Origin of the sequence: Devosia sp., from assembly GCF_034675085.1 — a bacterium.
GTDB lineage: Bacteria > Pseudomonadota > Alphaproteobacteria > Rhizobiales > Devosiaceae > Devosia.
The window spans coordinates 1-19,655 of record NZ_JAUCDN010000006.1 but is presented as its reverse complement, the minus strand read 5'-3'; the positions used below and the strand labels follow the sequence as shown (position 1 = coordinate 19,655).

The 19,655-nt window shown below is 62.9% G+C and carries 19 protein-coding genes and 1 tRNA gene; 16 read left to right on the top strand and 4 right to left on the bottom strand.

Annotated elements, in window-relative coordinates; genetic code table 11:
- Window positions 1-82: 82 nt before the first annotated feature.
- On the top strand, window positions 83-1,639 hold the full coding sequence (locus tag VDP82_RS01065; protein WP_323012983.1) for a 2-isopropylmalate synthase: 1,557 nt from the start codon (window positions 83-85) through the stop codon (window positions 1,637-1,639).
- Between the two features lie 43 nt (window positions 1,640-1,682).
- On the opposite strand, the gene VDP82_RS01060 is transcribed toward VDP82_RS01065, so the two are convergent.
- Window positions 1,683-1,991, bottom strand: a complete 309-nt coding sequence (locus VDP82_RS01060; protein WP_323012982.1) for a putative quinol monooxygenase — start codon at window positions 1,989-1,991, stop codon at window positions 1,683-1,685.
- The gene (locus VDP82_RS01055; RefSeq protein ID WP_323012981.1) at window positions 1,991-3,106 is read right to left on the bottom strand and encodes a pyridoxal phosphate-dependent aminotransferase; all 1,116 of its coding nucleotides are present in this window, start codon (window positions 3,104-3,106) and stop codon (window positions 1,991-1,993) included. Before VDP82_RS01055 ends, VDP82_RS01060 begins: the two co-directional genes overlap by 1 nt.
- 51 nt (window positions 3,107-3,157) lie before the next feature.
- On the opposite strand from VDP82_RS01055, the gene VDP82_RS01050 reads away from it, so the two are divergent.
- The 5 genes from VDP82_RS01050 to VDP82_RS01030 all read left to right on the top strand — a co-directional run bounded on the left by VDP82_RS01050 (window position 3,158) and on the right by VDP82_RS01030 (window position 7,344).
- Complete coding sequence (locus VDP82_RS01050; RefSeq protein WP_323012980.1) at window positions 3,158-3,604, top strand: hypothetical protein; 447 nt, start codon at window positions 3,158-3,160, stop codon at window positions 3,602-3,604.
- A 160-nt stretch (window positions 3,605-3,764) separates the two neighbouring features.
- Window positions 3,765-3,840 (top strand) — tRNA-Lys (locus tag VDP82_RS01045).
- 196 nt (window positions 3,841-4,036) lie between these two features.
- Window positions 4,037-4,729, top strand: coding sequence for a YjbE family putative metal transport protein (locus VDP82_RS01040; protein WP_323012979.1), 693 nt, complete (start codon window positions 4,037-4,039; stop codon window positions 4,727-4,729).
- A 111-nt stretch (window positions 4,730-4,840) separates the two neighbouring features.
- Window positions 4,841-6,022, top strand: coding sequence for a lipid II:glycine glycyltransferase FemX (locus VDP82_RS01035; RefSeq protein ID WP_323012978.1), 1,182 nt, complete (start codon window positions 4,841-4,843; stop codon window positions 6,020-6,022).
- Window positions 6,019-7,344 carry a lipopolysaccharide biosynthesis protein gene (locus tag VDP82_RS01030; RefSeq protein WP_323012977.1) on the top strand — a complete coding sequence of 442 codons (1,326 nt, stop codon included), beginning with the start codon at window positions 6,019-6,021 and terminating at the stop codon, window positions 7,342-7,344. Before VDP82_RS01035 ends, VDP82_RS01030 begins: the two co-directional genes overlap by 4 nt.
- A 3-nt stretch (window positions 7,345-7,347) precedes the next feature.
- Here VDP82_RS01030 and VDP82_RS01025 read toward each other — a convergent pair whose 3' ends face one another.
- Window positions 7,348-7,914 (bottom strand): hypothetical protein, encoded by a 567-nt coding sequence (locus VDP82_RS01025; protein WP_323012976.1) that lies wholly within the window; start codon window positions 7,912-7,914, stop codon window positions 7,348-7,350.
- Between the two features lie 188 nt (window positions 7,915-8,102).
- On the opposite strand from VDP82_RS01025, the gene acs reads away from it, so the two are divergent.
- The 9 genes from acs to VDP82_RS00980 all read left to right on the top strand — a co-directional run bounded on the left by acs (window position 8,103) and on the right by VDP82_RS00980 (window position 18,091).
- Window positions 8,103-10,049 carry an acetate--CoA ligase gene (gene acs / locus VDP82_RS01020; protein WP_323012975.1) on the top strand — a complete coding sequence of 649 codons (1,947 nt, stop codon included), beginning with the start codon at window positions 8,103-8,105 and terminating at the stop codon, window positions 10,047-10,049.
- A gap of 53 nt (window positions 10,050-10,102) precedes the next feature.
- The gene (locus tag VDP82_RS01015; protein ID WP_323012974.1) at window positions 10,103-10,354 is read left to right on the top strand and encodes a hypothetical protein; all 252 of its coding nucleotides are present in this window, start codon (window positions 10,103-10,105) and stop codon (window positions 10,352-10,354) included.
- Window positions 10,351-11,445 carry a glycoside hydrolase family 3 protein gene (locus tag VDP82_RS01010; RefSeq protein WP_323012973.1) on the top strand — a complete coding sequence of 365 codons (1,095 nt, stop codon included), beginning with the start codon at window positions 10,351-10,353 and terminating at the stop codon, window positions 11,443-11,445. Before VDP82_RS01015 ends, VDP82_RS01010 begins: the two co-directional genes overlap by 4 nt.
- An 89-nt stretch (window positions 11,446-11,534) precedes the next feature.
- The gene (locus VDP82_RS01005) at window positions 11,535-12,329 is read left to right on the top strand and encodes a UDP-2,3-diacylglucosamine diphosphatase (RefSeq protein ID WP_323012972.1); all 795 of its coding nucleotides are present in this window, start codon (window positions 11,535-11,537) and stop codon (window positions 12,327-12,329) included.
- 98 nt (window positions 12,330-12,427) lie between these two features.
- The gene (locus tag VDP82_RS01000) at window positions 12,428-13,609 is read left to right on the top strand and encodes an MFS transporter (RefSeq protein ID WP_323012971.1); all 1,182 of its coding nucleotides are present in this window, start codon (window positions 12,428-12,430) and stop codon (window positions 13,607-13,609) included.
- Window positions 13,606-14,823, top strand: a complete 1,218-nt coding sequence (locus tag VDP82_RS00995; protein ID WP_323012970.1) for an MFS transporter — start codon at window positions 13,606-13,608, stop codon at window positions 14,821-14,823. The genes VDP82_RS01000 and VDP82_RS00995 overlap by 4 nt, the downstream gene beginning before the upstream one ends.
- Window positions 14,824-14,884: 61 nt before the next feature.
- Window positions 14,885-16,099 (top strand): DUF898 family protein, encoded by a 1,215-nt coding sequence (locus VDP82_RS00990; protein WP_323012969.1) that lies wholly within the window; start codon window positions 14,885-14,887, stop codon window positions 16,097-16,099.
- Window positions 16,099-17,217: a M48 family metallopeptidase gene (locus tag VDP82_RS00985; protein WP_323012968.1), complete on the top strand. Its 1,119-nt coding sequence runs from the start codon at window positions 16,099-16,101 to the stop codon at window positions 17,215-17,217. The genes VDP82_RS00990 and VDP82_RS00985 overlap by 1 nt, the downstream gene beginning before the upstream one ends.
- 58 nt (window positions 17,218-17,275) lie before the next feature.
- Window positions 17,276-18,091: a DUF1499 domain-containing protein gene (locus tag VDP82_RS00980; RefSeq protein WP_323012967.1), complete on the top strand. Its 816-nt coding sequence runs from the start codon at window positions 17,276-17,278 to the stop codon at window positions 18,089-18,091.
- On the opposite strand, the gene VDP82_RS00975 is transcribed toward VDP82_RS00980, so the two are convergent.
- The gene (locus VDP82_RS00975; RefSeq protein WP_323012966.1) at window positions 18,081-18,932 is read right to left on the bottom strand and encodes an MBL fold metallo-hydrolase; all 852 of its coding nucleotides are present in this window, start codon (window positions 18,930-18,932) and stop codon (window positions 18,081-18,083) included. The two genes, VDP82_RS00980 and VDP82_RS00975, sit on opposite strands and share 11 nt — an antisense overlap.
- Before the next feature lie 159 nt (window positions 18,933-19,091).
- Here VDP82_RS00975 and VDP82_RS00970 point away from each other — a divergent pair.
- Window positions 19,092-19,655: biotin transporter BioY (locus VDP82_RS00970; protein WP_323012965.1), on the top strand; the 564-nt coding region annotated here is incomplete at its 3' end.

The window sequence follows — 19,655 nt, the reverse complement described above, 5'->3', positions numbered from 1 at the left end:
GGGATTGCGCCATCAGCTGAACACCAGAAATGTGTGGCCGGCGGGCCTGTGGCTTGCGGCCGATGATAGGAAAATGATTTAAATGTCTGCCGATACTTCCAATAAAGACCGCGTCTTCATCTTCGACACCACGCTGCGCGACGGCGAGCAATCGCCCGGCGCCACCATGACGCTCGAGGAAAAGCTGCAGGTGGCCGAGACGCTGGACGAGATGGGTGTCGACATTATCGAAGCCGGCTTCCCCATTGCCTCCAATGGCGATTTTGAGGCCGTGGTCGCGGTGGCCAAGCAGGTCAAGCGCGCCACCGTGGCCGGGCTGGCCCGCGCCATCGCCGCCGATATCGACCGCGCCGGTGAAGCGGTACGCCATGCCAAACGCGGCCGTATTCATACCTTCGTCTCCACCTCGCCCATCCATCTGGCCCACCAGATGAAGAAGACCGAGGACGAGGTGATCGAGATCATCGCCCGGACCGTAGCGCAGGCGCGCAACCTCATCGACGATGTCGAATGGTCGGCAATGGACGCTACCCGTACGCCATTGGAGTTCCTCAAGCGTTGCGTGGAGACGGCCATCAAGGCCGGCGCCACCACAATCAATCTGCCCGATACGGTGGGCTACGCCGTGCCCGAAGAGCATGAAGCCATGTTCCGCACCATCATCACTTCGGTGCCGGGGGCGGACAAGGCGATCTTCTCGGCCCATTGCCACAATGATCTGGGCTTGGCGGTGGCCAATTCACTGGCGGCTGTTCGCGGTGGCGCGCGGCAGGTGGAATGCACCATCAATGGTCTGGGTGAGCGCGCCGGCAATGCGGCGCTCGAAGAGGTGGTGATGGCGCTGCGCACACGCGCCGACGTCATGCCCTATCACACCGAAATCGAAACCATTCAGATTGCCCGCGCCAGCAAGATCGTCGCGGCTGCGGCCAATTTCCCCGTGCAATACAACAAGGCCATCGTGGGCAAGAATGCCTTCGCCCATGAAAGCGGCATCCATCAGGACGGCATGCTGAAAAATGCCGAGACCTATGAGATCATGACGCCGGCCAGCGTCGGCATCAAGGAAACCACGCTGGTGATGGGCAAGCATTCGGGCCGCGCCGCCTTCAAGGACAAGCTGCGCGAACTGGGCTATGAATTGGGCGACAACGCCTTCCAGGAAGCCTTTGTACGTTTCAAGGACCTGGCTGACCGCAAGAAGCACGTCTATGACGCCGATATCGTCGCCCTGGTGGATGACGAGGTCGGCTCGGCCGGCGACCGCATTCGCCTGGTGGACATGGAAGTGGTCAGCAAGACCGGTGGCGTCCATAAATGCACCATGACGCTGACGATCGATGGCGAGGAAGCCAATGTGTCCTATGAGGGCACCGGCTCGGTCGACGCGATCTTCAACGCCATCAAGCAGGGCGTGGGCCAGCAGCCGCATCTGGTGCTCTATGCCGTCGATGGCGTAACCGGGGGCACTGACGCGCAGGCATCCGCCCATGTGCGGCTGGAGTTGAATGGCAGGATCGCCTCAGGCAACGCGGCCGAACCCGATACGCTGGTGGCGTCGGCCCGTGCCTATCTCAATGCCTATAACCGCCTGCTGATCGACCGCGGCGCTGCGGCGCAGGGGGCCATGGCCGGCTGACTTCAAGGCGCCTTCGCTCCGCTTCTAGCCTGGGGTGAAGGCGCTATTTGCTGGCCAGCAGGATCGGGTCAACCTCCACAAGCTCCAGTGAGCGCACCATGTGCAGGGTGGCGGCCTTGTATTTCAGGAAATGCGGCGAGGTTATGTGGGCCTCGTAGGCGGCCTGCGAGGCATACACTTCGAGCAGGTCCACCTTATGCGGGGCATCCTGGCGAGCCGTTGCATGCAACATCGTGACCCCGGGTTCCAACTGGATCGAAGCCTCGATTTCTTCCTTGAGGAGGCCGAGATATTCGGCCAGGTGGGCGGGGTTTATGTCCAGCTTGGCCTGGCGAACGATGCGTGGATCCATCACAGACGCTCCTGTCGAAGGTCAGCGAGGACTTTGCCCAACGCTTCATCGAGCAAGGCGCGGTCGGTGGCGGTGCCGGCGCTGACCCGGATGCAGCGGTTGAGGCCTGCCACCACGGGTTTGCGGACGAAAATGCCGTGCTGGGCCAGGCCGTCGAGAATGGCCTGCGCGTAGGCGCCGTCGCCGCCGCAATCGAGCGCGACGAAATTTGTCGCGCTGGGCAGCGGTGTGAGCCCGTGCCGCCTGGCTATGGCCGCCGTGTCGGCCAGCGCCTCGCGCACTTGCGCCAGCGAGGCGGCAAGATGGGCCTGATCGGCCAAAGCGGCGATGCCGGCGGCCTGGGCCACATTGCTGATACCGAAATGATTGCGGATGCGGTTGAAGGCCGAGATGTTGCGCGCTTCGCCCAGCACATAGCCGACCCGCGCGCCCGCCAGGCCATAGGCCTTGGAAAAGGTGCGCATGCGCAGCAGGTTCGGGCGGGTGAGGTGGAGCGGCGGCAGCGTGCCAGGCGGGGCGAATTCGCCATAGGCCTCATCAAGCACGATCATGGTGGTTTCCGGTACGGAAGCGACGAAGCGTTCGACCGAGGCAGCGTCCCACCAACTGCCCATGGGATTGTCGGGATTGGCCAGATAGACCATGGACGCGCCGGTTTCCCGCGCGGCCTCGCTCAGGGCGTCGATATCTTCCCGGTCCCCGATATAGGGCACGGCGTGCATCAGCGCGCCATAGCCGGCGATATGGTAGTTGAAGGTTGGATAGCCACCCAGCGAAGTGACCACCGTGCTGCCCGGTGCTGCGAAGAGCCGCACCGCCATGCCCAGGATGGCATCGACGCCCTCGCCGGGCATGACATTGGCAAAGGGCATGCCGAGATGATGGGCGATGGCGGCGCGCAGATCATGATTTTCGGGATCGCCATAGTGCCAGCTTTCCAGTGCGGCCTTCGACATGGCCTCGAGCACGGATGGCGCCGGGCCGAACGGGCTCTCATTGGCCCCGATACGCGCCCGCAGGGCTATGCCATCGCGCCGGGCGATGGCCTCCGGGCCGACGAAAGGGACGGTTTCATAAAGGGTTGCGGCGATCGGCGAAAGGTGAGGGTAGGGCACGGGGCAGGTCCTCGGTGTGGTCCCCGCCAGAATCGCATGATTCGCGCCGGCATGATCCTGTTGGATGAAATCCGATCCGGTCGATCCGGTTTTGCACAGGCAGTCGATCTGGCGTGCGACGGGGGTGCGCCGGATTTCGGGGCTTTGGCGGGGGAGTGTTCATGGCTGCAATTTGATTTAAATCCCCGCCGTTCCGGCCAGGTTCGGGAAGGCATGGGGGCGCACCTTTGCGCCCACGCCACATTGCCCCGGCGTTTCCAAGACCATGCGTTTACAAGGAGCTTCCGTGCCATGCCGCCTACCTATGTGCTCGCGCGAGACCATCTGCAGCGTGCCGCGACGATCCTTCAGGGTGCAGATAGCCGTTCGCGTCAATTGCGGTACATCATCGAGCGCACCATCAGCCTGATGGACGATATCAGGCAAGATGCGCCCCAAGGAGCCAGCAACGTGCTGGATTTTGCCGCGTTCCGCCAGGCGCGCGCCAATATGGACTGACCCGATGACGGTTCGACGCCGGCGTCGCCCTGACGCCGGTGCCGTCATCTCCTTTTCGTTGGCTGAAAAACAACCTCAGGAAATTGAGATCAAACGCTAGACAGGGTGGAATCCCTTTGCTAGAGAGGCGCCACTTTGGTGCCGGGCCGCATTGGCCGACGGGTGCATAGCTCAGATGGTAGAGCAGCTGACTCTTAATCAGCGGGTCCAAGGTTCGAGTCCTTGTGCACCCACCAAAGTCTTCCCTTACATCTCAATTTTTTCATGCGGTGCGTTCGGCACGCGCAGGACGCCAATCTGTCACCAAGCTGTCGGCAGGGGCTTCAAGGGCCCGGATATCCTATATTTTCGTCGTATATGGGGTGGGTTTCCCTTCCCAAGTGGCGGGGCGTGGCGCTATAGGGCGGCATAGTCTTCATGGGATGGTCCGCAATGTTCAGTTTCGATCCGAGCTTCTTCAGTTCACTCCTGCAGGTCATCCTCATCGATCTCGTCCTTGCCGGCGACAATGCCGTTGTGATTGGCCTTGCCGCCGCGGGCCTCGCCTCTGATGTGCGGCGCAAGGCCATTCTGATCGGCATCCTGGCCGCAACGCTTCTGCGCATTTTCTTCGCGCTCATTACCACGCAACTGCTTTCGCTGGGCGGCGGGCTGCTCATCGCCGGTGGCATCCTGCTGCTCTATGTCTGCTGGAAGATGTATCGCGAGCTGACGACGCCGGAAGAGCATGCCCACGAGGCGCACGAAGCGCTTGAAGATGCCGATCGGGACGGAGATGGTGCCGTTGCCGGCAAGGCCCCGCGCAAGACGCTGCGCCAGGCCGTCATCCAGATCGTTATCGCCGACGTGTCTATGTCGCTGGACAATGTGCTGGCCGTCGCCGGCGCCGCCCAGCACCATTTCGAGGCGCTGATTTTCGGTCTTGCCCTTTCGGTGGTGATGATGGGCGTTGCCGCCACCTTCATCGCCGGCCTGCTGCACCGTTTCCGCTGGATCGCCTGGGTTGGGCTGGCGCTCATTCTCTTCGTGGCGCTGCGCATGGTCATCGAAGGCGCGGGCGACTTCATCGCCATTCCCGAAATCCCCTTCATCTATACACCACACCATGTCGGAGCCGCGCATTAGCCTTTGGTAACCACCGGGCCAGTTTTGCGGCATTTGCCGGGCGCCAATAGGGATTTGCTCACTTCCAGGGGCTAGCGTTCCGCTCAATTCATTCCGAGCGGAACGAGCCCCATGTCTGTGATCGCTGACCGCATGGCCGCCGAAAAGGCGGCTCCAGTCCCTTCCCGTCGCAGCGGCGTCGCCGGCCTTCGGCTTGAAAGCGAGCTGGTCGAGGGCGCGGAGTGGGACCGGGTCATTGCCGGCTTCGATGACGTCTGCCAGGAGCAGATGCATGTCTTTGCCAAACGACGCTGGCCGGGGGCGGTGCAGGAGCCGCGCCTGTTCCTGCTCGGAGGCGAAGTGGTCGGGGGCGCCATGGTGATGGTGCAGCCGCTGCCGCTGCGCCTGGGCGAGATCGCCGTCGCCAAGTGGGCCCCCATGCTCAAGGATGCCAGTAGCCCCGATGCCGATGCCATTCACGCGGGTATGGTCGATGCCATGATGGTCGAATATGCCGACAGGCGCGGTCAGATGCTCTCCATCCTGCCCTGGGCATCATCGACACCGGTCAACACCGCTTATGAGCGGTTGATTTCGCGCGGCTTCCGGCGCGGTTCGCGACTGCTGTTTCCCAATCGCTATATGGTCAATCTGCGCCTTTCCGACGATGAGCAGAGGCGCAGCTTCGATCAGGCCTGGCGGCGCCAACTCAACAAGGCAGAAAAAGCGGGGCTGGTTTTTGAGCACGCCACTCCCGAAGGCATCGGCGCCTTCGAGGCGCTCTATGCGGCGATGAGCGAGCGCAAGCAGTTCGCCGACCATTCCGCCTATGAAACCGTGCCGGACCTGATGGACATCGAAGATCCGCAATTGCGGCCTGAGTTGTTCTTCGTGCGTCACCAGGGCGAACTGGTGGCCGGGGCGCTGATCTTCAAGGGAGGCGAGCGGGCCGTTTATCTCTATGGCGCCACCAACGACAAGGCGCTGCCGTTGCGTGCGGGTTATTTCCTGCACTGGCATATCATCCGCTGGCTGCGTGATAATACGCGGGCCCGCTGGTATGATCTGGGGGGGACGGATGGCTTCCAGGGCCTCCATCAATTCAAGAAGGGCATGGTGGGCGCGGCCGGCGTCATCCGGCCGGTGCCGCCGGTGGCCAATTACGCCAGCCGTCCGCTGGCCTATATGATGGGCGCAGGGGCCTTTGCCGGACGCGATTTCGTGCAGCATGCGCGCCGTATCCTTGGAAGTTGGCTTAACCCCAGGTCGCGCCCCACCCAGTCTCGGGGCGCGCCAGACGAGGCGGCTCGATGAGCCTGCAACGGCGCCTTGCCTCGCAATCCACCCTGATCTTCGCGGCCCGCCTTGGTGGCGCCGGCCTGGTGTTTCTGGTCCAGGCGTTGATCGCCCGCGTCTGGGGTGCGGACATATTGGGCGAATATCTGCTGGTCATCGCCACGACCAATCTGATCGCCGTAATGATGCCTTTGGGATTTCAGACCATCGGCACCTATTTCGCCGCCGAATATCGCGCCAAGGGAGAGCGACGGCAGCTCCTCATCTTCCTCATGCAGAGCTATGGTCATGTGCTGGCCCTCTTTGCCCTGCTGCTGGTGCTGGGTCTGCCGGTGCTGGGTTTTCTGGGGCAGGGGAGCAGCGTCTGGGCCGATCATTTCGTGCCGGTCGCCTTGCTGGCGCTCGGGACGGCCCTTGTCTATGTCAATGGCGCTCTGCTGGTGGGGCTGAGGCGCCCCCTGGCGGGTTTCTTTGCCGACACCTTGTTCCGCCCGCTGGTCGTCATCGCCTCCTTTCTGCTTTTCATGGGCTTTGCGGCACCGGCGGAAGGGTTTTCCGCCATGCTCTGGGCGGTTGGCATCGGCTATGTGGGGATAGCGCTGGTACATTTCGGTTTCGTCGTCGCCACGCTTGGGCGTGTCGGGGATGGCGCGCCGCCCCGGCCTCTGGAGGCCCGCCGCTGGTGGCGCTTCGCCTTGCCTTGGGTGTTGATCGCGCTGGCGACGGATTTTTTCTTCGATATCGACCTGCTGCTGCTCAGCCACGCCCTGAGCCGCGAGGAGCTGGCAATTTTCGGCGTCTGCACGCGGATTTTCTCACTGGCGTCCTTCGGCGTCGGGGCGGTTTATGCCGTCACCCTGCCCGACATGTTCGAGAGCGAGGCCAAGGCGGATCGGGCGGCTTTCAAGCGCAAGGTGGGCGAGGCTAATTTTGTCGCCAGCCTCATCGCATTGGTGCTGTTCGTGCTGGTGATGCTGTTCGCGCCGCTGGCGCTGCTGTTATTCGGGCCGAGTTTCGTGGCGGGCACGGCGCCGCTGGCGATCCTGTGCCTGGCATTGGTGATCCGCTCGGCCATGGGGCCGGCCTCGATGGTACTTTCCATTCATGACCGGCCTTATGCCAGCCTGCCCTCGGTGGGCATGGGCATCGTTACGCTCGCCATGGGCAACTGGCTGCTGGTGCCGCCTTTCGGCCTCCTAGGGGCGGCGCTGGCGGCGATCATCGCCATTTCCGTCTGGTCGATCGGGCTTTGGTGGGTGGCACTGCGGACGGCCGAGATGGATGTTTCCATCCTGCAATGGTTCCGCAATCGCGGCGCGGCAGCCCTGCCGGCTGAGTAAGGTTCAGGCGCCGACCAGCGTTCCCAAGCGCTGCTTGAGCCGGCCGAGCCGGCCGATATTGACGCCGCTGTCATAATCTTCCGAAAGCTTGGTATAGGGCTTCTCGATCAACAGGTAATCCTGGCCGAAGATATGCTTTTCGAGCAGACAGGTTTCCTTGTAGCCGTAGCGGCGCAACAGCATGCGGGCGACTTCGTTTTCCGGCCGCACAAAGGTGAAGGCCTTGTGGAAGCGCGTCTTGTCCCAGTGCTCATCGAAGGCGCGCATGCCGAACATGCCCAGCTTGGTCTGGCGGTGTGAGGGGAAGACCCAGCTCCAATAGCGGAACACGGCGCCGCATTCAGGGCCGGAGACCATGGCGCCGCCCGGCACACTATCGGCGCACATGAGCATGATGTGCCAGGGGTCAATGGCCAGCAGGTTGCGCAGGAAGGTCTTGTTGAGCCGGCCCATCTCGTGTGTCTTGAAGCGCTCGGAATAGAAGGGCGAGGTGGCGATAACGTCCATCAGTTCGTCGTGGACGAGATTGATATCCGCCGCGGTGGCGGCGCGGATCGTCATTTCGGCCATGATGCACCTCCCTGAGGGCCACCATGATAACAAAGGCCGCCCCTGGTCCGAAGCGCTCTTGCCTTCTGCGGTTAATGGGATATGGGCAGGCCCTTAGGGGCAATGATCATCAAGTCGTAGCGTCAGGCCCTTGCCCGGCGCGATGGCGGACACTAGAACGGGTCTCGGGAGAGACAAGGGAGGACTGTATGAGCGACCAGCTCGTATTTCAGCCAAGCGCGGCAGCGATCGCACGCACCCATACCACCAGCGCTCAGTATGACGAGATGTATGCTCGCTCTCTCAGCGACCCCGACGGGTTCTGGGCGGAGCAGGCCAAGCGTCTGGACTGGATCAAATTTCCCACCAAGATCAAGAACACCAGCTTCACCTACCCCGATATCTCGATCAAATGGTATGAGGACGGCATTCTCAATGTCGCGGCCAATTGCATCGACCGGCACCTGACCGAGCGTGGCGACGACATTGCCCTTATCTGGGAGCCGGACAATCCGGAACACGAGGCGGAATATATCAGCTACCGCACCCTGCACGAGAAGGTCTGCCGCTGCGCCAATGTTTTGAAGTCGCTGGGCGTGCGCAAGGGTGACCGCGTCACGATCTACCTGCCGATGATTCCCCAGGCGGCCTATGCCATGCTGGCCTGTGCGCGCATCGGCGCGGTGCATTCGGTGGTGTTCGGTGGCTTTTCGCCCGACGCGCTGGCTGGCCGCATCAATGACTGCGACTCGGCGGTGGTCATCACTGCCGATGAGGCCCGGCGCGGCGGCAAGACCGTGCCGCTCAAGGCCAATGTCGATCAGGCGCTGGAAGACTGCCCCGGTGTGCAGAAGGTTCTGGTGGTCCACAACACCGGCGCCGAAGTGGCCATGAAGGGCTCGCGGGACATCTGGTGGCACGAGGCTGCCGCCGGGGTCGAACCCTTCAACGAGCCCGAGCCGATGAATGCGGAGGATCCGCTTTTCATCCTCTACACCTCCGGCTCCACCGGCAAGCCCAAGGGCGTTCTGCATACGCAGGGCGGCTATCTCACCTATACCTCGGTAACGCATGAGCTGAATTTTGACTACAGGCGCGGCGACGTATTCTGGTGTACGGCCGATGTGGGCTGGGTCACCGGACACAGCTATATCGTCTATGGCCCGCTGGCCAATGGCGCGACCTCGGTGATGTTCGAGGGCATCCCTTCCTGGCCCGATGCGAGCCGCTTCTGGCAGGTGATCGAGCGTCACAAGGTCAATATCTTCCACACCGCCCCCACCGCCATCCGCGCCCTGATGGGAGCGGGCGCCGAATATGTCGAAAAATATGACATGCCCAGCCTGCGGCTGATCGGTTCGGTGGGCGAGCCGATCAATCCCGAAGCCTGGCTGTGGTATCACAAGAATGTCGGCAAGGGGCGTTGCGAGGTCATCGACACCTGGTGGCAGACCGAGACGGGCGGCAATATGATTGCGCCTTTCCCCGGCGCCACCGCGGCCAAGCCGGGCTCGGCCACCAAGCCCTTCTTCGGTATACAGCCGGTGGTGCTCTCACCCGAAGGACAGGTGCAGGAGGCCACGAAGGCAGAAGGCGTTCTGGCCATCAAGGATAGCTGGCCGGCCCAAGCTCGCACTATCTGGGGCGATCACGGGCGGTTCGTCTCCACCTATTTCGAGACCTATAAGGGGATGTATTTCACCGGCGACGGCTGCCGGCGCGACGAGGACGGCTATTACTGGATCACGGGACGCGTCGATGATGTGCTCAACGTCTCCGGTCACCGCCTGGGCACCGCTGAAGTGGAGAGCGCGCTTGTCGCCCATCCCAAGGTTTCCGAGGCTGCCGTGGTCGGCTTCCCGCACGATATCAAAGGGCAGGGCATCTATTGTTATGTCACGCTGATGGCAGGCGAGGACTATAGCGAGCAGTTGCGGGGCGAACTGCGCAATTGGGTGCGCAAGGAAATCGGCCCCATCGCCTCGCCCGACTATATCCAGTGGGCGCCGGGCCTGCCCAAGACGCGTTCGGGCAAGATCATGCGCCGTATCCTGCGCAAGGTGGCCGAGAATGATTATGGCGCCCTGGGCGATATTTCGACGCTGGCCGATCCATCGGTGGTGACCGATCTCATCGAGAACCGGCTCAACCGCTAGGTTTTCTTCCTTTCGGTACAAATCACCCCCGTCTTTCCGAAGGCGGGGGTGAAATGTTTTCGGGGGAGAAAAACTCGGACGAAGATATGGGGATCTTCGCCCGAGAAGGGCAATCGACCGGACGAAAGGTTGAAAAACACCCGGGCTTATGGATTGCCCTGGAGCAGGAAGAACCAGCCTGGCCGGGCAATCACCCCCCCGAATCGGGGTGTCCGGCTTTTATGGGGGCACTGCAAGAGGACATTGTTTCGGCGACTTTTGGCGGGCAGGGTGAGGCGTTGATTCTGAAAGAGATGGCCCTGTGACGCTGTTTTCGCGCCTGCTGCTGCTGTTTGCCGTGATGTTTCCCTCCCTGGCTGCCGCCGCCACGCTGGAGGAGATGGCGGGGCAGATGATCGTGGTCGGTTTCGAGGGCGCCAAGGCGGATGACGAAAGCGTGGTGGCGCTGGCTCAGGAGCTGGCCGAAGGCCGGCTGGGTGGCGTCATGTATTTGCGCAAGAACGTCACCAGCCTTGCCGATGTGCGCGCCATGAACGACCTCTTCCAAGACGCCGCGCAGGAGCCACCCTTCATCACCCTCGATCAGGAAGGTGGCGCAGTGGAAAGGCTGACCCAGGCTATCGGCTTTGCGGAGCTGCCCAACGCCAAGTCCATTGCGGCCGGCTACAGTCCCGAAGAAGCAGAGAAGATTTACGCCGGCATGGCCGGCGATGTCGCGGCGCTAGGCTTTACCGTCAATTTCGGCCCGGTCGCCGATATCGAACTCAACCCGGAAAACCAGGTCATAGCCCGCTATGGAAGGGCCTTTGGCAGCGATCCCGCAGTCGTTGCCGAATATGACGCGGCGTTTATCCGCGCCCATCATCAAGCGGGCCTGCTGACGGCGCTCAAGCATTTTCCCGGCCACGGCTCATCGACGGCCGACAGCCATGAGGGCTTCGTCGACATCACCCAGAGCTGGCAGGAGAGTGAACTCGATCCCTATCGTGAGTTGATCGGGCAGAGGCTGGTCGACATGGTGATGGTCGGCCATCTCTATCATGCCGCCTATGCGAACGGGGACGGGAAAACTCCCTCCTCGCTTTCGGCGCGGTGGATCGACGGGGTGCTGCGGGGCGAATTGGGGTTTTCCGGCGTCGTCATCAGCGACGACCTGGAAATGGGAGCGATCCGCGAACACTTCTCGCCGGAAGAGACCGTTACCAAGGCGGTGCGGGCCGGCGTGGATGTCCTGCTCTTTTCCAATACGGCGAAGTATCACGCCGGCCTCAATAGGGAAATTCTCGATATCCTGGTGAGGGAAGCCGAGGCCGATCCGGCTTTTGCGGATCGGATCGTCCAGAGCTACGAGCGCATCATGGCGCTCAAGCAGCGGCTGCTCAGGCCGGGCGCCTAGAGGCTTCCCCTGTTTTCTCGTCGGCAAAGGTTTCCTCGCGGGCCAAGCGCGGATAAGGTGCGCGCCCACGAAGCAGGAGTTGTTGCTTGATGGCAGATGACCGCGAAGTCCGACAGGTTCGGGCGCTGTTCATCTCGGATGTGCATCTGGGCATGAAGCCCATACGGGTCGCGCAACTCATCGAGTTCCTGCGCGCCCATGATGCGGAAACCATCTATCTGGTCGGCGATATCGTGGACGGCTGGCGGCTGGCCAAGTCCTGGCGCTGGCCCACCGAATACAACGTTCTGGTACAATTGCTGCTCGACAAGGCCAATGCCGGCGCCCGCGTCATCTATCTGCCGGGCAATCACGACGAATTTCTGCGCGAATATCTGGGCACCTATTTCGGTGAGATAGAATTCGTCGACCGGACCATCCACACATCGGCCTTGGGCCAGACCTATCTGGTCATCCATGGCGATCAGTTCGATGTGGTGGTGATGCATGCCAAGTGGCTCGCCCATGTGGGCGACTGGGCCTATAACTTGGCTCTGCGGGTCAATATCGCCATTAACTGGGTGCGCCGGCGCCTCGGCCTGCAATACTGGTCGCTCAGCGCCTGGGCCAAACAGAAGGTCAAGAATGCGGTGTCGGTGATCGGGCGCTTCGAGGAAGCCCTGGTGCACGAGGCCCGCGAAACCGGGGTTGATGGCGTGATTTGCGGCCACATCCATTTTGCCGCCATGCATGATCGGCTGGGCATTCACTACATCAATACTGGCGATTGGGTGGAAAGCTGTACGGCCATCGTGGAGAACCATGACGGCGCTTTCGAGCTCATCCAATGGACCGACATGACGAGCGTTGGAAAGCGTAAATTCCGCCTGCGGCGCAACGCCTGAGACGGGCGAAAAGACACTCGCGATAAATCGCTCTTGCCTTGTGTATCGTTGCAAGGCACCAAGTATGCCGGGCACTGATTTGCCCGGAGTTTGTTTCCATGCCATCGGCAATCTCGCGCTCGGCCAGTCCCGAGACACGCGCCTCGCTGTATCAGTTCACGGTGTATCTTCCGGGGGCCGTCAGCTCCGTTTTCCTTGCCATCTGGCTGAGCGAGCACGGCCTTCCCGCCGACCAGATCGGCGTGGTCAACTCCATCCCCATGCTGTGCCTGCTGGCCGTCAACATGATTGTGGGGCGGCTGGCTGATCGCGCCCGGGACTGGCGCACGGTCATCCTCATCATTTCGCTGCTCGCCGCCGTGGCGCCCATCGGCATGTATTTCGTCAACGAGTTCTGGGGAATCATGCTGGTCTGGGTGCTCTGCACCACCACCAATGGCCTGGTGCCGCCGCTGATCGATGCGGCCACCGTGCGCATGACGCGGCGCAACGGCTCGGATTTCGGCGCAGTGCGCGCCTGGGCGACCGTGGGCTATGTGGTGGGCACGGGCGGGTTGGGCCTGCTCATCACCGTTTACGGGGCGGCAGCCTTCGTGCCGCTGTATCTGGGCATGTCGGTGCTGCGCGCCGCCATCGGATTCTGGTTGCCCCGGTTCCGGGCGCCCGAGCGCCAGCAGACACTGGCCGAGACCAAGCCGCGCGCCCGCCTTCGCGATTCTTTGAAGATGTGGTTCGTGCTGCCCCTGCTGGCTTTCGGACTCGTCAATTCCAGCAATGCGATCATCGGGAGCTTTGCGGCGCTGCTCTGGCACCAGAACGGGGTTGCCGATTATTTCATCGGACCGCTCCTGGCCATCGCGGCGCTGGCCGAGGCCATATTGATGTTCGCCTGGCGCCGGTTTGGCGGTCGGGTCACGGCGCGCAACATGATCCTCATCGCGGCGGTCGCGGGCGTTCTGCGCTTTACCGTCATGGCGTTCAGCCCCTCCGTGGGGCTTTTGTTCGTGGTGCAGACCTTGCACGCGCTGAGCTTCGGGCTGGGCTATTTCGGCATGGTGCATTTCATCGCCAACTGGACAGACGAGGCCAACGCCGCCGAGGCGCAGGGATTCGCCAACACGTTGCAGCAGGGCATTTCTATGCTGGCGCTGGTGATTTTCGGCGTGCTGATGGAGCATTTGGGCACTTACGCCTTCTTCTTTTGTACGCTTACAGGCCTGGCGGCGGTCGTCTGCGTGCTGGTCTCGCTCAAGCTGCGCCCGCCGAAGGACGCGCAATGACCGGCTCGCTCAAATCTGCCGGATCGGCACCACCGACGCCGGAATTGCGCACCACTGCATTCTATTTCACCTATTTCATGGGGCCGGGCGCGGCCGTCATGTTCCTGCCGATCTGGCTGAGCGAAAAGGGCATCACCACCGAGCAGATTGGCATCATCAATGCCGTGCCGGTGCTCACCATCCTGGCTTTCAACCTCATAATCGGGCGGGTGGCCGACAGGGCCAGGGACTGGAGGCAGGTCATCGTCATCGGCGCGCTCATTGCCGGCATCGTCCCGATCGGCCTGCTCTTTGTCAATGAATTCTGGGGCATTCTGCTGTTCTGGACACTGTCGAGCCTTCCGGGTGGCGCAGTGGGGCCGGTGCTCGAGGCTGCTACCATGCGCATGACCCGGCGCAATGGCAGCGACTTTGGCACTATCCGCGCCTGGGGCACGGTGGGCTACATGCTCTTCAACGGTCTGACCGGTTTTCTGGTGGTGTGGTTCGGCTCCGGCATCTTCGTGCCGCTCTTCATCGGCCTGGCGCTGCTACGCGCTGGGGCCGCGCTGCAATTGCCGGCGTTCCGCGCGCCGCCCGGGCAACCCACGGTAGCCGCCAGCACCGGAAGTTCCGCAAGCCGGTTGGGCGAAATTCTTACGCGGCCATGGTTTGTGTTGCCGTTGCTGGGCTTTGCCATCGTTTACGGCACCCATATCATCCTCAATGCCTTCGGCTCGCTGATCTGGAAGGAACAGGGCATTTCCGAACAGGTCATCGGGCCCCTCATTGCCCTGGGTTCGGCAGCGGAAGCGGCGATGATGTTTGCCTGGAAGCGGTTCGGCGGTCGCGTCTCGGCGCGAAAGCTGATCCTGGTTTCGGCGCTGGTTTCGGTGGTGCGCTGGGTCGGCATGGCGCTGTCACCGCCGGTCTGGGTGCTGGTTTTCCTCCAACTCGGCCAGTCGGTCACATTTGCGCTGGGCTATCTTGGCTGTGTGCATTTCATCGCCAACTGGACCAGCGAGGACATCGCCGCAGAGACACAAAGCCTCTTCGTGGTCGTCCAGCAGGTCATGGCCGTGGCGGGGCTGGTGGCATTCGGCTGGCTTACAGGTTTTTTTGGCGCGCAGGCCTATTTCTTTGCCGCCGGGGCGGCGCTTCTGGGGGCTTTTTTCATCTGGGTGTCGCTGCGCCTCATGCAGCCCAAGGAGAGTGCCGTGTCGAGCGGCTCGTAAAGCGCCCGCCTTTCAAATCGGCTCGGGCTCGCCTACAAGGCGGAGTGCTTGAGGACAGGGCATGGTCGAGGCGAATCAGCAACAGGAGCCGGTGCCGGCGGTGTTCACGGGAACGCGCCGCGAGTTGGCCTGGCTGCTTTTGGGCGGCTATCTGCTACTAGTTCCCACCATCGGGCTCTACCGATTCTGGCTGACCACGTGGAAACGGCGTTTTTATTGGGCCAATACCGAAATCGACGGCGACGCGCTGGAATATACCGGCAATGCCATGCAATTGCTGCTGGGTTTCCTGATGGCGCTGGCGGTGTTCGTGCCGCTTTACGGTGTTTTCTTCTATCTTTCCACCCAGTCTCTCGAGACGGCACTGACCGGCTATAGCCTGGTAGCGGCTCTGATCTGGTTCCTGATGGGCTATGCCATCTACCGCGCTCGCGATTTTCGCCTGTCGCGTACACTTTGGCGCGGCATACGCTGCGACCAGACAGGCAGTGCCTGGTCCTATGCCCTGCGCCGTTTCGGCTGGTCGCTGCTGATGCTGGCCAGTGCGGGGCTGGTCTATCCCTTCATGGCCGCCAATCTCTGGACCTATCGCTATCGCCATAGCTGGTACGGCGACAGGCGGTTCGGCTTTACCGGCAATTGGAAGCAGTTGGCCGGGCCCTTTTATCTCAGCTATGCGGTGGCGACCGTTGCAGGCGGTGCCGGTCTTGGCATGGCAGTGGGTAACGGCGCTTTTATCTTTGCTAGCAGCCCCGATTTTCAGGACTTTCTTCCGCTGCTCATCGGTGGGGCGGTCACCGGACTGGCGATCCTCTTCTATCAGTCGCGGGAATTGACGCGCATGTTTTCCGCGGTCCGCCTGGGCGGAGCGGCATTGAGCGTCACGATTCGGATGCGTAGCCTTTTGGGGATGTATGTCCAGTTTGGCATCGGGCTGGTATCGAGCTATGTGGCTCTCGCCATCGGCGGCGTCGTGGTTCTGGGCGTGGTGGCGAGCGGGGCCTTCGTCAATGGCGAGATCGACCTGGCGCTGCTCATGCGCCACATGCAGGGCAGCGTGATGACGCTGCTGGCCATCGTTTTCGGCTATCTTCTCTTGCTGGGCGCCTTCAGTTTCTCCGCCGAACTTTTCCTCGGGCTGGGCTTCTGGAAGCTGGTCGCCGGTGGGGCGAGCATTACCGGCCTCGACAGTCTGCGTGATGTGCGTGCGCGAGCCGAGGACAAGGCCATCGCCGGTGAGGGGCTTGCCGATGCGCTCAATGTGGGTGGCTATTGATGGGCATCGTGGCGCGTTATCATGACGGGCTGGTTGCCGATGTCTGCCTGGTAGCGCTGGAATACGACGCTGCGGCGGCTGCTCTGTTGATCCGCCATGCAGGCGATAATCGTCTCCTGGCGCGCTGGGCTGCGGGCGATATTCACGCCGTGCCGGCGGGGCGGCGCCATGAGCTGCGCCTGGGTGTAGCGGGGCAGCCCGATGGCGCACGCATCGTCATCGCCGATCCTCGCGATCGCGCCCGTGTCCTGGCCACCCTGCCGGGGCTTACCGAAAAGCGCCGTCGCGAGGCAGGGCATCAAATGCGCCTGGCGATACTGGCGACCGTGGCGCTAGCGTCGGTCATCCTGGCTTATCTCTATGGTGTTCCGCTGCTGGCGAGCCGGGCGGTGGGGCTGGTTCCGCCCGCCTGGGAGGAGCGTCTGGGCGAGACCGTAGGACGGCAGATGGAGGCGCAGATGGGCGAGACGGGACCGGCCCCGCTCTGCGATCCCGATCCGCGAAGCCTTGCCAATCGGACCATTGCCCGTTTTGCCGATGCGGTGATGGACGGGGCCGGGTCGCCCTTCGAGCTCGATATCAAGGTAGTCCGCTCTGCCGTGCCCAATGCCTTTGCGTTGCCGGGTGGGCAGGTCTACGTCTTTTCAGCGCTGCTGGAACAGGCCGAGACACAGGATGAATTCGCCGGGGTTCTGGCGCATGAGCTGGGGCATGTGGTGCATCGGCATGGCATGGAGCAATTGATTTCAACTGCTGGCACCGGTCTGCTGATCGGCTTCATCCTGGGCGACATGACGGGGATTTCCGTCGCCGCCGGCCTGGGTGCCACGCTGATCGATGCGCGTTTTTCGCGCGAGGCGGAGCGGCAGGCCGATGCCTTTGCCGCACAGGCGGCCCAGCGCCTCGATTTCAACCCCGCCGGCATGGCCGACCTGATCAATCGAGTGGGCGCGGATGATGACCTGACGCGGGCGCTGGCCCTGTTCAACACCCATCCTCTGACCCAGGACCGCAAGCAGGCGCTCGAGGCCTTGAGTCGCGAGCGGCCCAGCGGGCTGGAGCCGCCTTTCAGCCGCGCCGAATGGCTGGCGATCCGCACCATGTGCGGGCCTGGCTGAAATCTTCAAATTCAGGCAAGACCTTGCGGTTAAGCTGCGGCGCAGATGAGGGGCGGCCTTGCGCATATTGATCCGGATATCGAAATGGGCGATCGCCGCGCGACGGCTGGGCGCGTTGGCCGTGCCGCTCGTGGTTCTGGCCGTGGTGCTGCATCATCTGCGGCTCATTGGCGGCACGGTGTTCCTGGTCGCCATTGTCGGGGCCGGGTTGGTGGCGGCGCTGGCGGTTCTGGTCGCCTTGGTGGCGCTGCTTCGCCTCTGGTATAGCGGCGACCGAGGCTGGGGGCTCGCGTTTGCGGGACTGTTTCTCGGCGCCATCTGCCTTGCGCCGTTTGGTTATTATAGCGGTCTGATGCTGCGCTATCCGCCGGTGACCGACATTGCCACGGCCAGCCGGGATTTGATGCCCCTGACATTCGACCCGGCCATGGCGACCATGCCGCCGCCCCGTATGCTGTCGCCGGCGGAGATGGCCCGGGTTTTCCCTAACATCGAGGCGCGCATCTACCCCCTTGAAGTTAGCATTACGTTCGCACTTGCGCAGCGTATCGTTAGCGACAATGGCTGGACGATAACGCTATTGCGCGCGCCGCAAGATGGGGGGCGCGGCCAGATCAACGCCCAGATCGTGACCTGGCCCGGCTGGCGGGAGGAAGTGGTGGTTCTGGTCTCGTCGGACCCGGAAGGCGCGCGGGCGGACATGCGCTCCGCCTCGCTCAACGCCCTGCATGATTTCGGCGCCAATGGAAAGCGCATCGAGACCTTCCTGGCGGCACTCGACGAAGCGGTGACGGTATTCCTGCGCGATAGTCCCGATATCGAGGCGGAGGACGAAGCCGACAGCGAGGAGACGCCCGACGTGCCTATGAATTGAGGCTGATGCGCATGCCGAACGGATGCCGCCATACCCGTACCCGGCTCAAGGATTCGAGATATTCGACATGGGCCGTGATGGTCATGCGCGCGGCGAGGCGCACGGGGAGCGGCTGGGCCGGATAGATGGCCGCGACCAGATCGGCAATGGTTCGCGCGCCTTTGCCCAGAGCCTCCAGCACCTGCTCGTTGCGCGATTGCCGATGCGCTTTCAAGGCGCTGGCATAGACGGGGCCATCGGCGATGGGGCCGCCATGGGCGGGCAGATAGCGTCGGAAAGGCAGGGCGATGACCTTGTCGAGCGAGGCGAGATAGTCGGCCATGGAGCCATCGGGCACCGCCACGAGCGTCGAATTCCAGCCCATGACATGGTCGCCGCAAAGCAGGTCGTCTCCTGCCCCGAATGCCAGGTGATTGGCGCAATGGCCGGGCGTGGCGTGAACGCTGACGGCGAGGTCGCCCGCCAAGATGGTTTCCCCGTCGACAAGCGTCCGCTCCGGTCGTAGCGCCCAATCGCAGGAACCGGCGAGGCGGTTGCGCTCGAATCGGCGCAACGGGCGCGAGAGGCGATGAGGTCCGCCAAACCAGAGCGGGGCGCCGAGGGCCTCCGCCAGCCGTGGCGCGAGGGCGCTGTGGTCGCTATGGGTATGGGTGAGCAGGATGGCGTCCACCGGTCGGCCGGCGATGGCCGCCGTGAGCGCCGCCAGATGAGCCGGATCGGCGGGGCCGGGATCAAGCACTGCCAGCCGCTCCACGCCGAGAAGAAAGGTGTTGGTGCCGGTGAAGGTATAGGGACCGCCATTTGGCGCGGTAACCCGGGTAATGCCGGCAGCGACCGCCACGGCCTGACCGGTCCGGGGCTCGAAGTTCCTGTCGAAGGAGAGAGCGGGAGAGGGGGGTGCCATTGCACTCACTTTACCGAGAGACTAAACAATGCGTGACCTGAATGACGGCGCGGCCCGGTCGGGGCTGCCGGTTCAGCCAAGCATGGAAGGTATGAAATGGCCGTGACTTTGACCACGCCCAATACGCTGCTCGGGGCTTTCCAGCCCAGGGGCGATATTGCCAAACTGGCGTCCAATCTTGCAACGGTCGTGCTCGGCACGTTGCTCATCACCCTCTGCGCCAAGATCAACGTGCCCGTCTGGCCCGTTCCGGTGACGCTGCAGACCTTTGCTGTGGCCGCTCTTGCCGCGGCCTTCGGTCTGCGCATCGGCGTTGCCACCGTGGCCCTCTATCTGCTGGAAGGGGCAATGGGCCTGCCGGTCTTCGCCACCGGCGGCGGTCTCATCTATCTCGTCGGCCCCTCCGGCGGTTTCCTCATCGGCTTCCTGCTCATGGCCGCGATGATCGGCTACGCCGCTGATCGTGGGGCTTCCGGCCGCCCGCTGACGCTTTTCGTCGCCATGCTGGCCGGCGATGCAGCGCTCTTCGTCATCGGCTTTTTCTGGCTGCTGGCGCTTTCGGGCCAGGCCGGCTGGATCGACCAGGCCGACGTGGTCGGCTCCGCCTTTGCCCGCGCCGTACAGCCCGTCATCGTCTGGGACGTGCTCAAAATGGCCCTG

Coding starts and splice junctions, on each gene's coding strand:
- VDP82_RS01065 (WP_323012983.1), top strand. CDS start 83: ATGTCTGCCGATACTTCCAATAAAGACCGCGTCTTCATCTTCGACACC.
- VDP82_RS01060 (WP_323012982.1), bottom strand. CDS start 1,991: ATGGATCCACGCATCGTTCGCCAGGCCAAGCTGGACATAAACCCCGCC.
- VDP82_RS01050 (WP_323012980.1), top strand. CDS start 3,158: ATGATCCTGTTGGATGAAATCCGATCCGGTCGATCCGGTTTTGCACAG.
- VDP82_RS01040 (WP_323012979.1), top strand. CDS start 4,037: ATGTTCAGTTTCGATCCGAGCTTCTTCAGTTCACTCCTGCAGGTCATC.
- VDP82_RS01035 (WP_323012978.1), top strand. CDS start 4,841: ATGTCTGTGATCGCTGACCGCATGGCCGCCGAAAAGGCGGCTCCAGTC.
- VDP82_RS01030 (WP_323012977.1), top strand. CDS start 6,019: ATGAGCCTGCAACGGCGCCTTGCCTCGCAATCCACCCTGATCTTCGCG.
- VDP82_RS01025 (WP_323012976.1), bottom strand. CDS start 7,914: ATGGCCGAAATGACGATCCGCGCCGCCACCGCGGCGGATATCAATCTC.
- acs (WP_323012975.1), top strand. CDS start 8,103: ATGAGCGACCAGCTCGTATTTCAGCCAAGCGCGGCAGCGATCGCACGC.
- VDP82_RS01015 (WP_323012974.1), top strand. CDS start 10,103: ATGTTTTCGGGGGAGAAAAACTCGGACGAAGATATGGGGATCTTCGCC.
- VDP82_RS01005 (WP_323012972.1), top strand. CDS start 11,535: ATGGCAGATGACCGCGAAGTCCGACAGGTTCGGGCGCTGTTCATCTCG.
- VDP82_RS01000 (WP_323012971.1), top strand. CDS start 12,428: ATGCCATCGGCAATCTCGCGCTCGGCCAGTCCCGAGACACGCGCCTCG.
- VDP82_RS00995 (WP_323012970.1), top strand. CDS start 13,606: ATGACCGGCTCGCTCAAATCTGCCGGATCGGCACCACCGACGCCGGAA.
- VDP82_RS00990 (WP_323012969.1), top strand. CDS start 14,885: ATGGTCGAGGCGAATCAGCAACAGGAGCCGGTGCCGGCGGTGTTCACG.
- VDP82_RS00985 (WP_323012968.1), top strand. CDS start 16,099: ATGGGCATCGTGGCGCGTTATCATGACGGGCTGGTTGCCGATGTCTGC.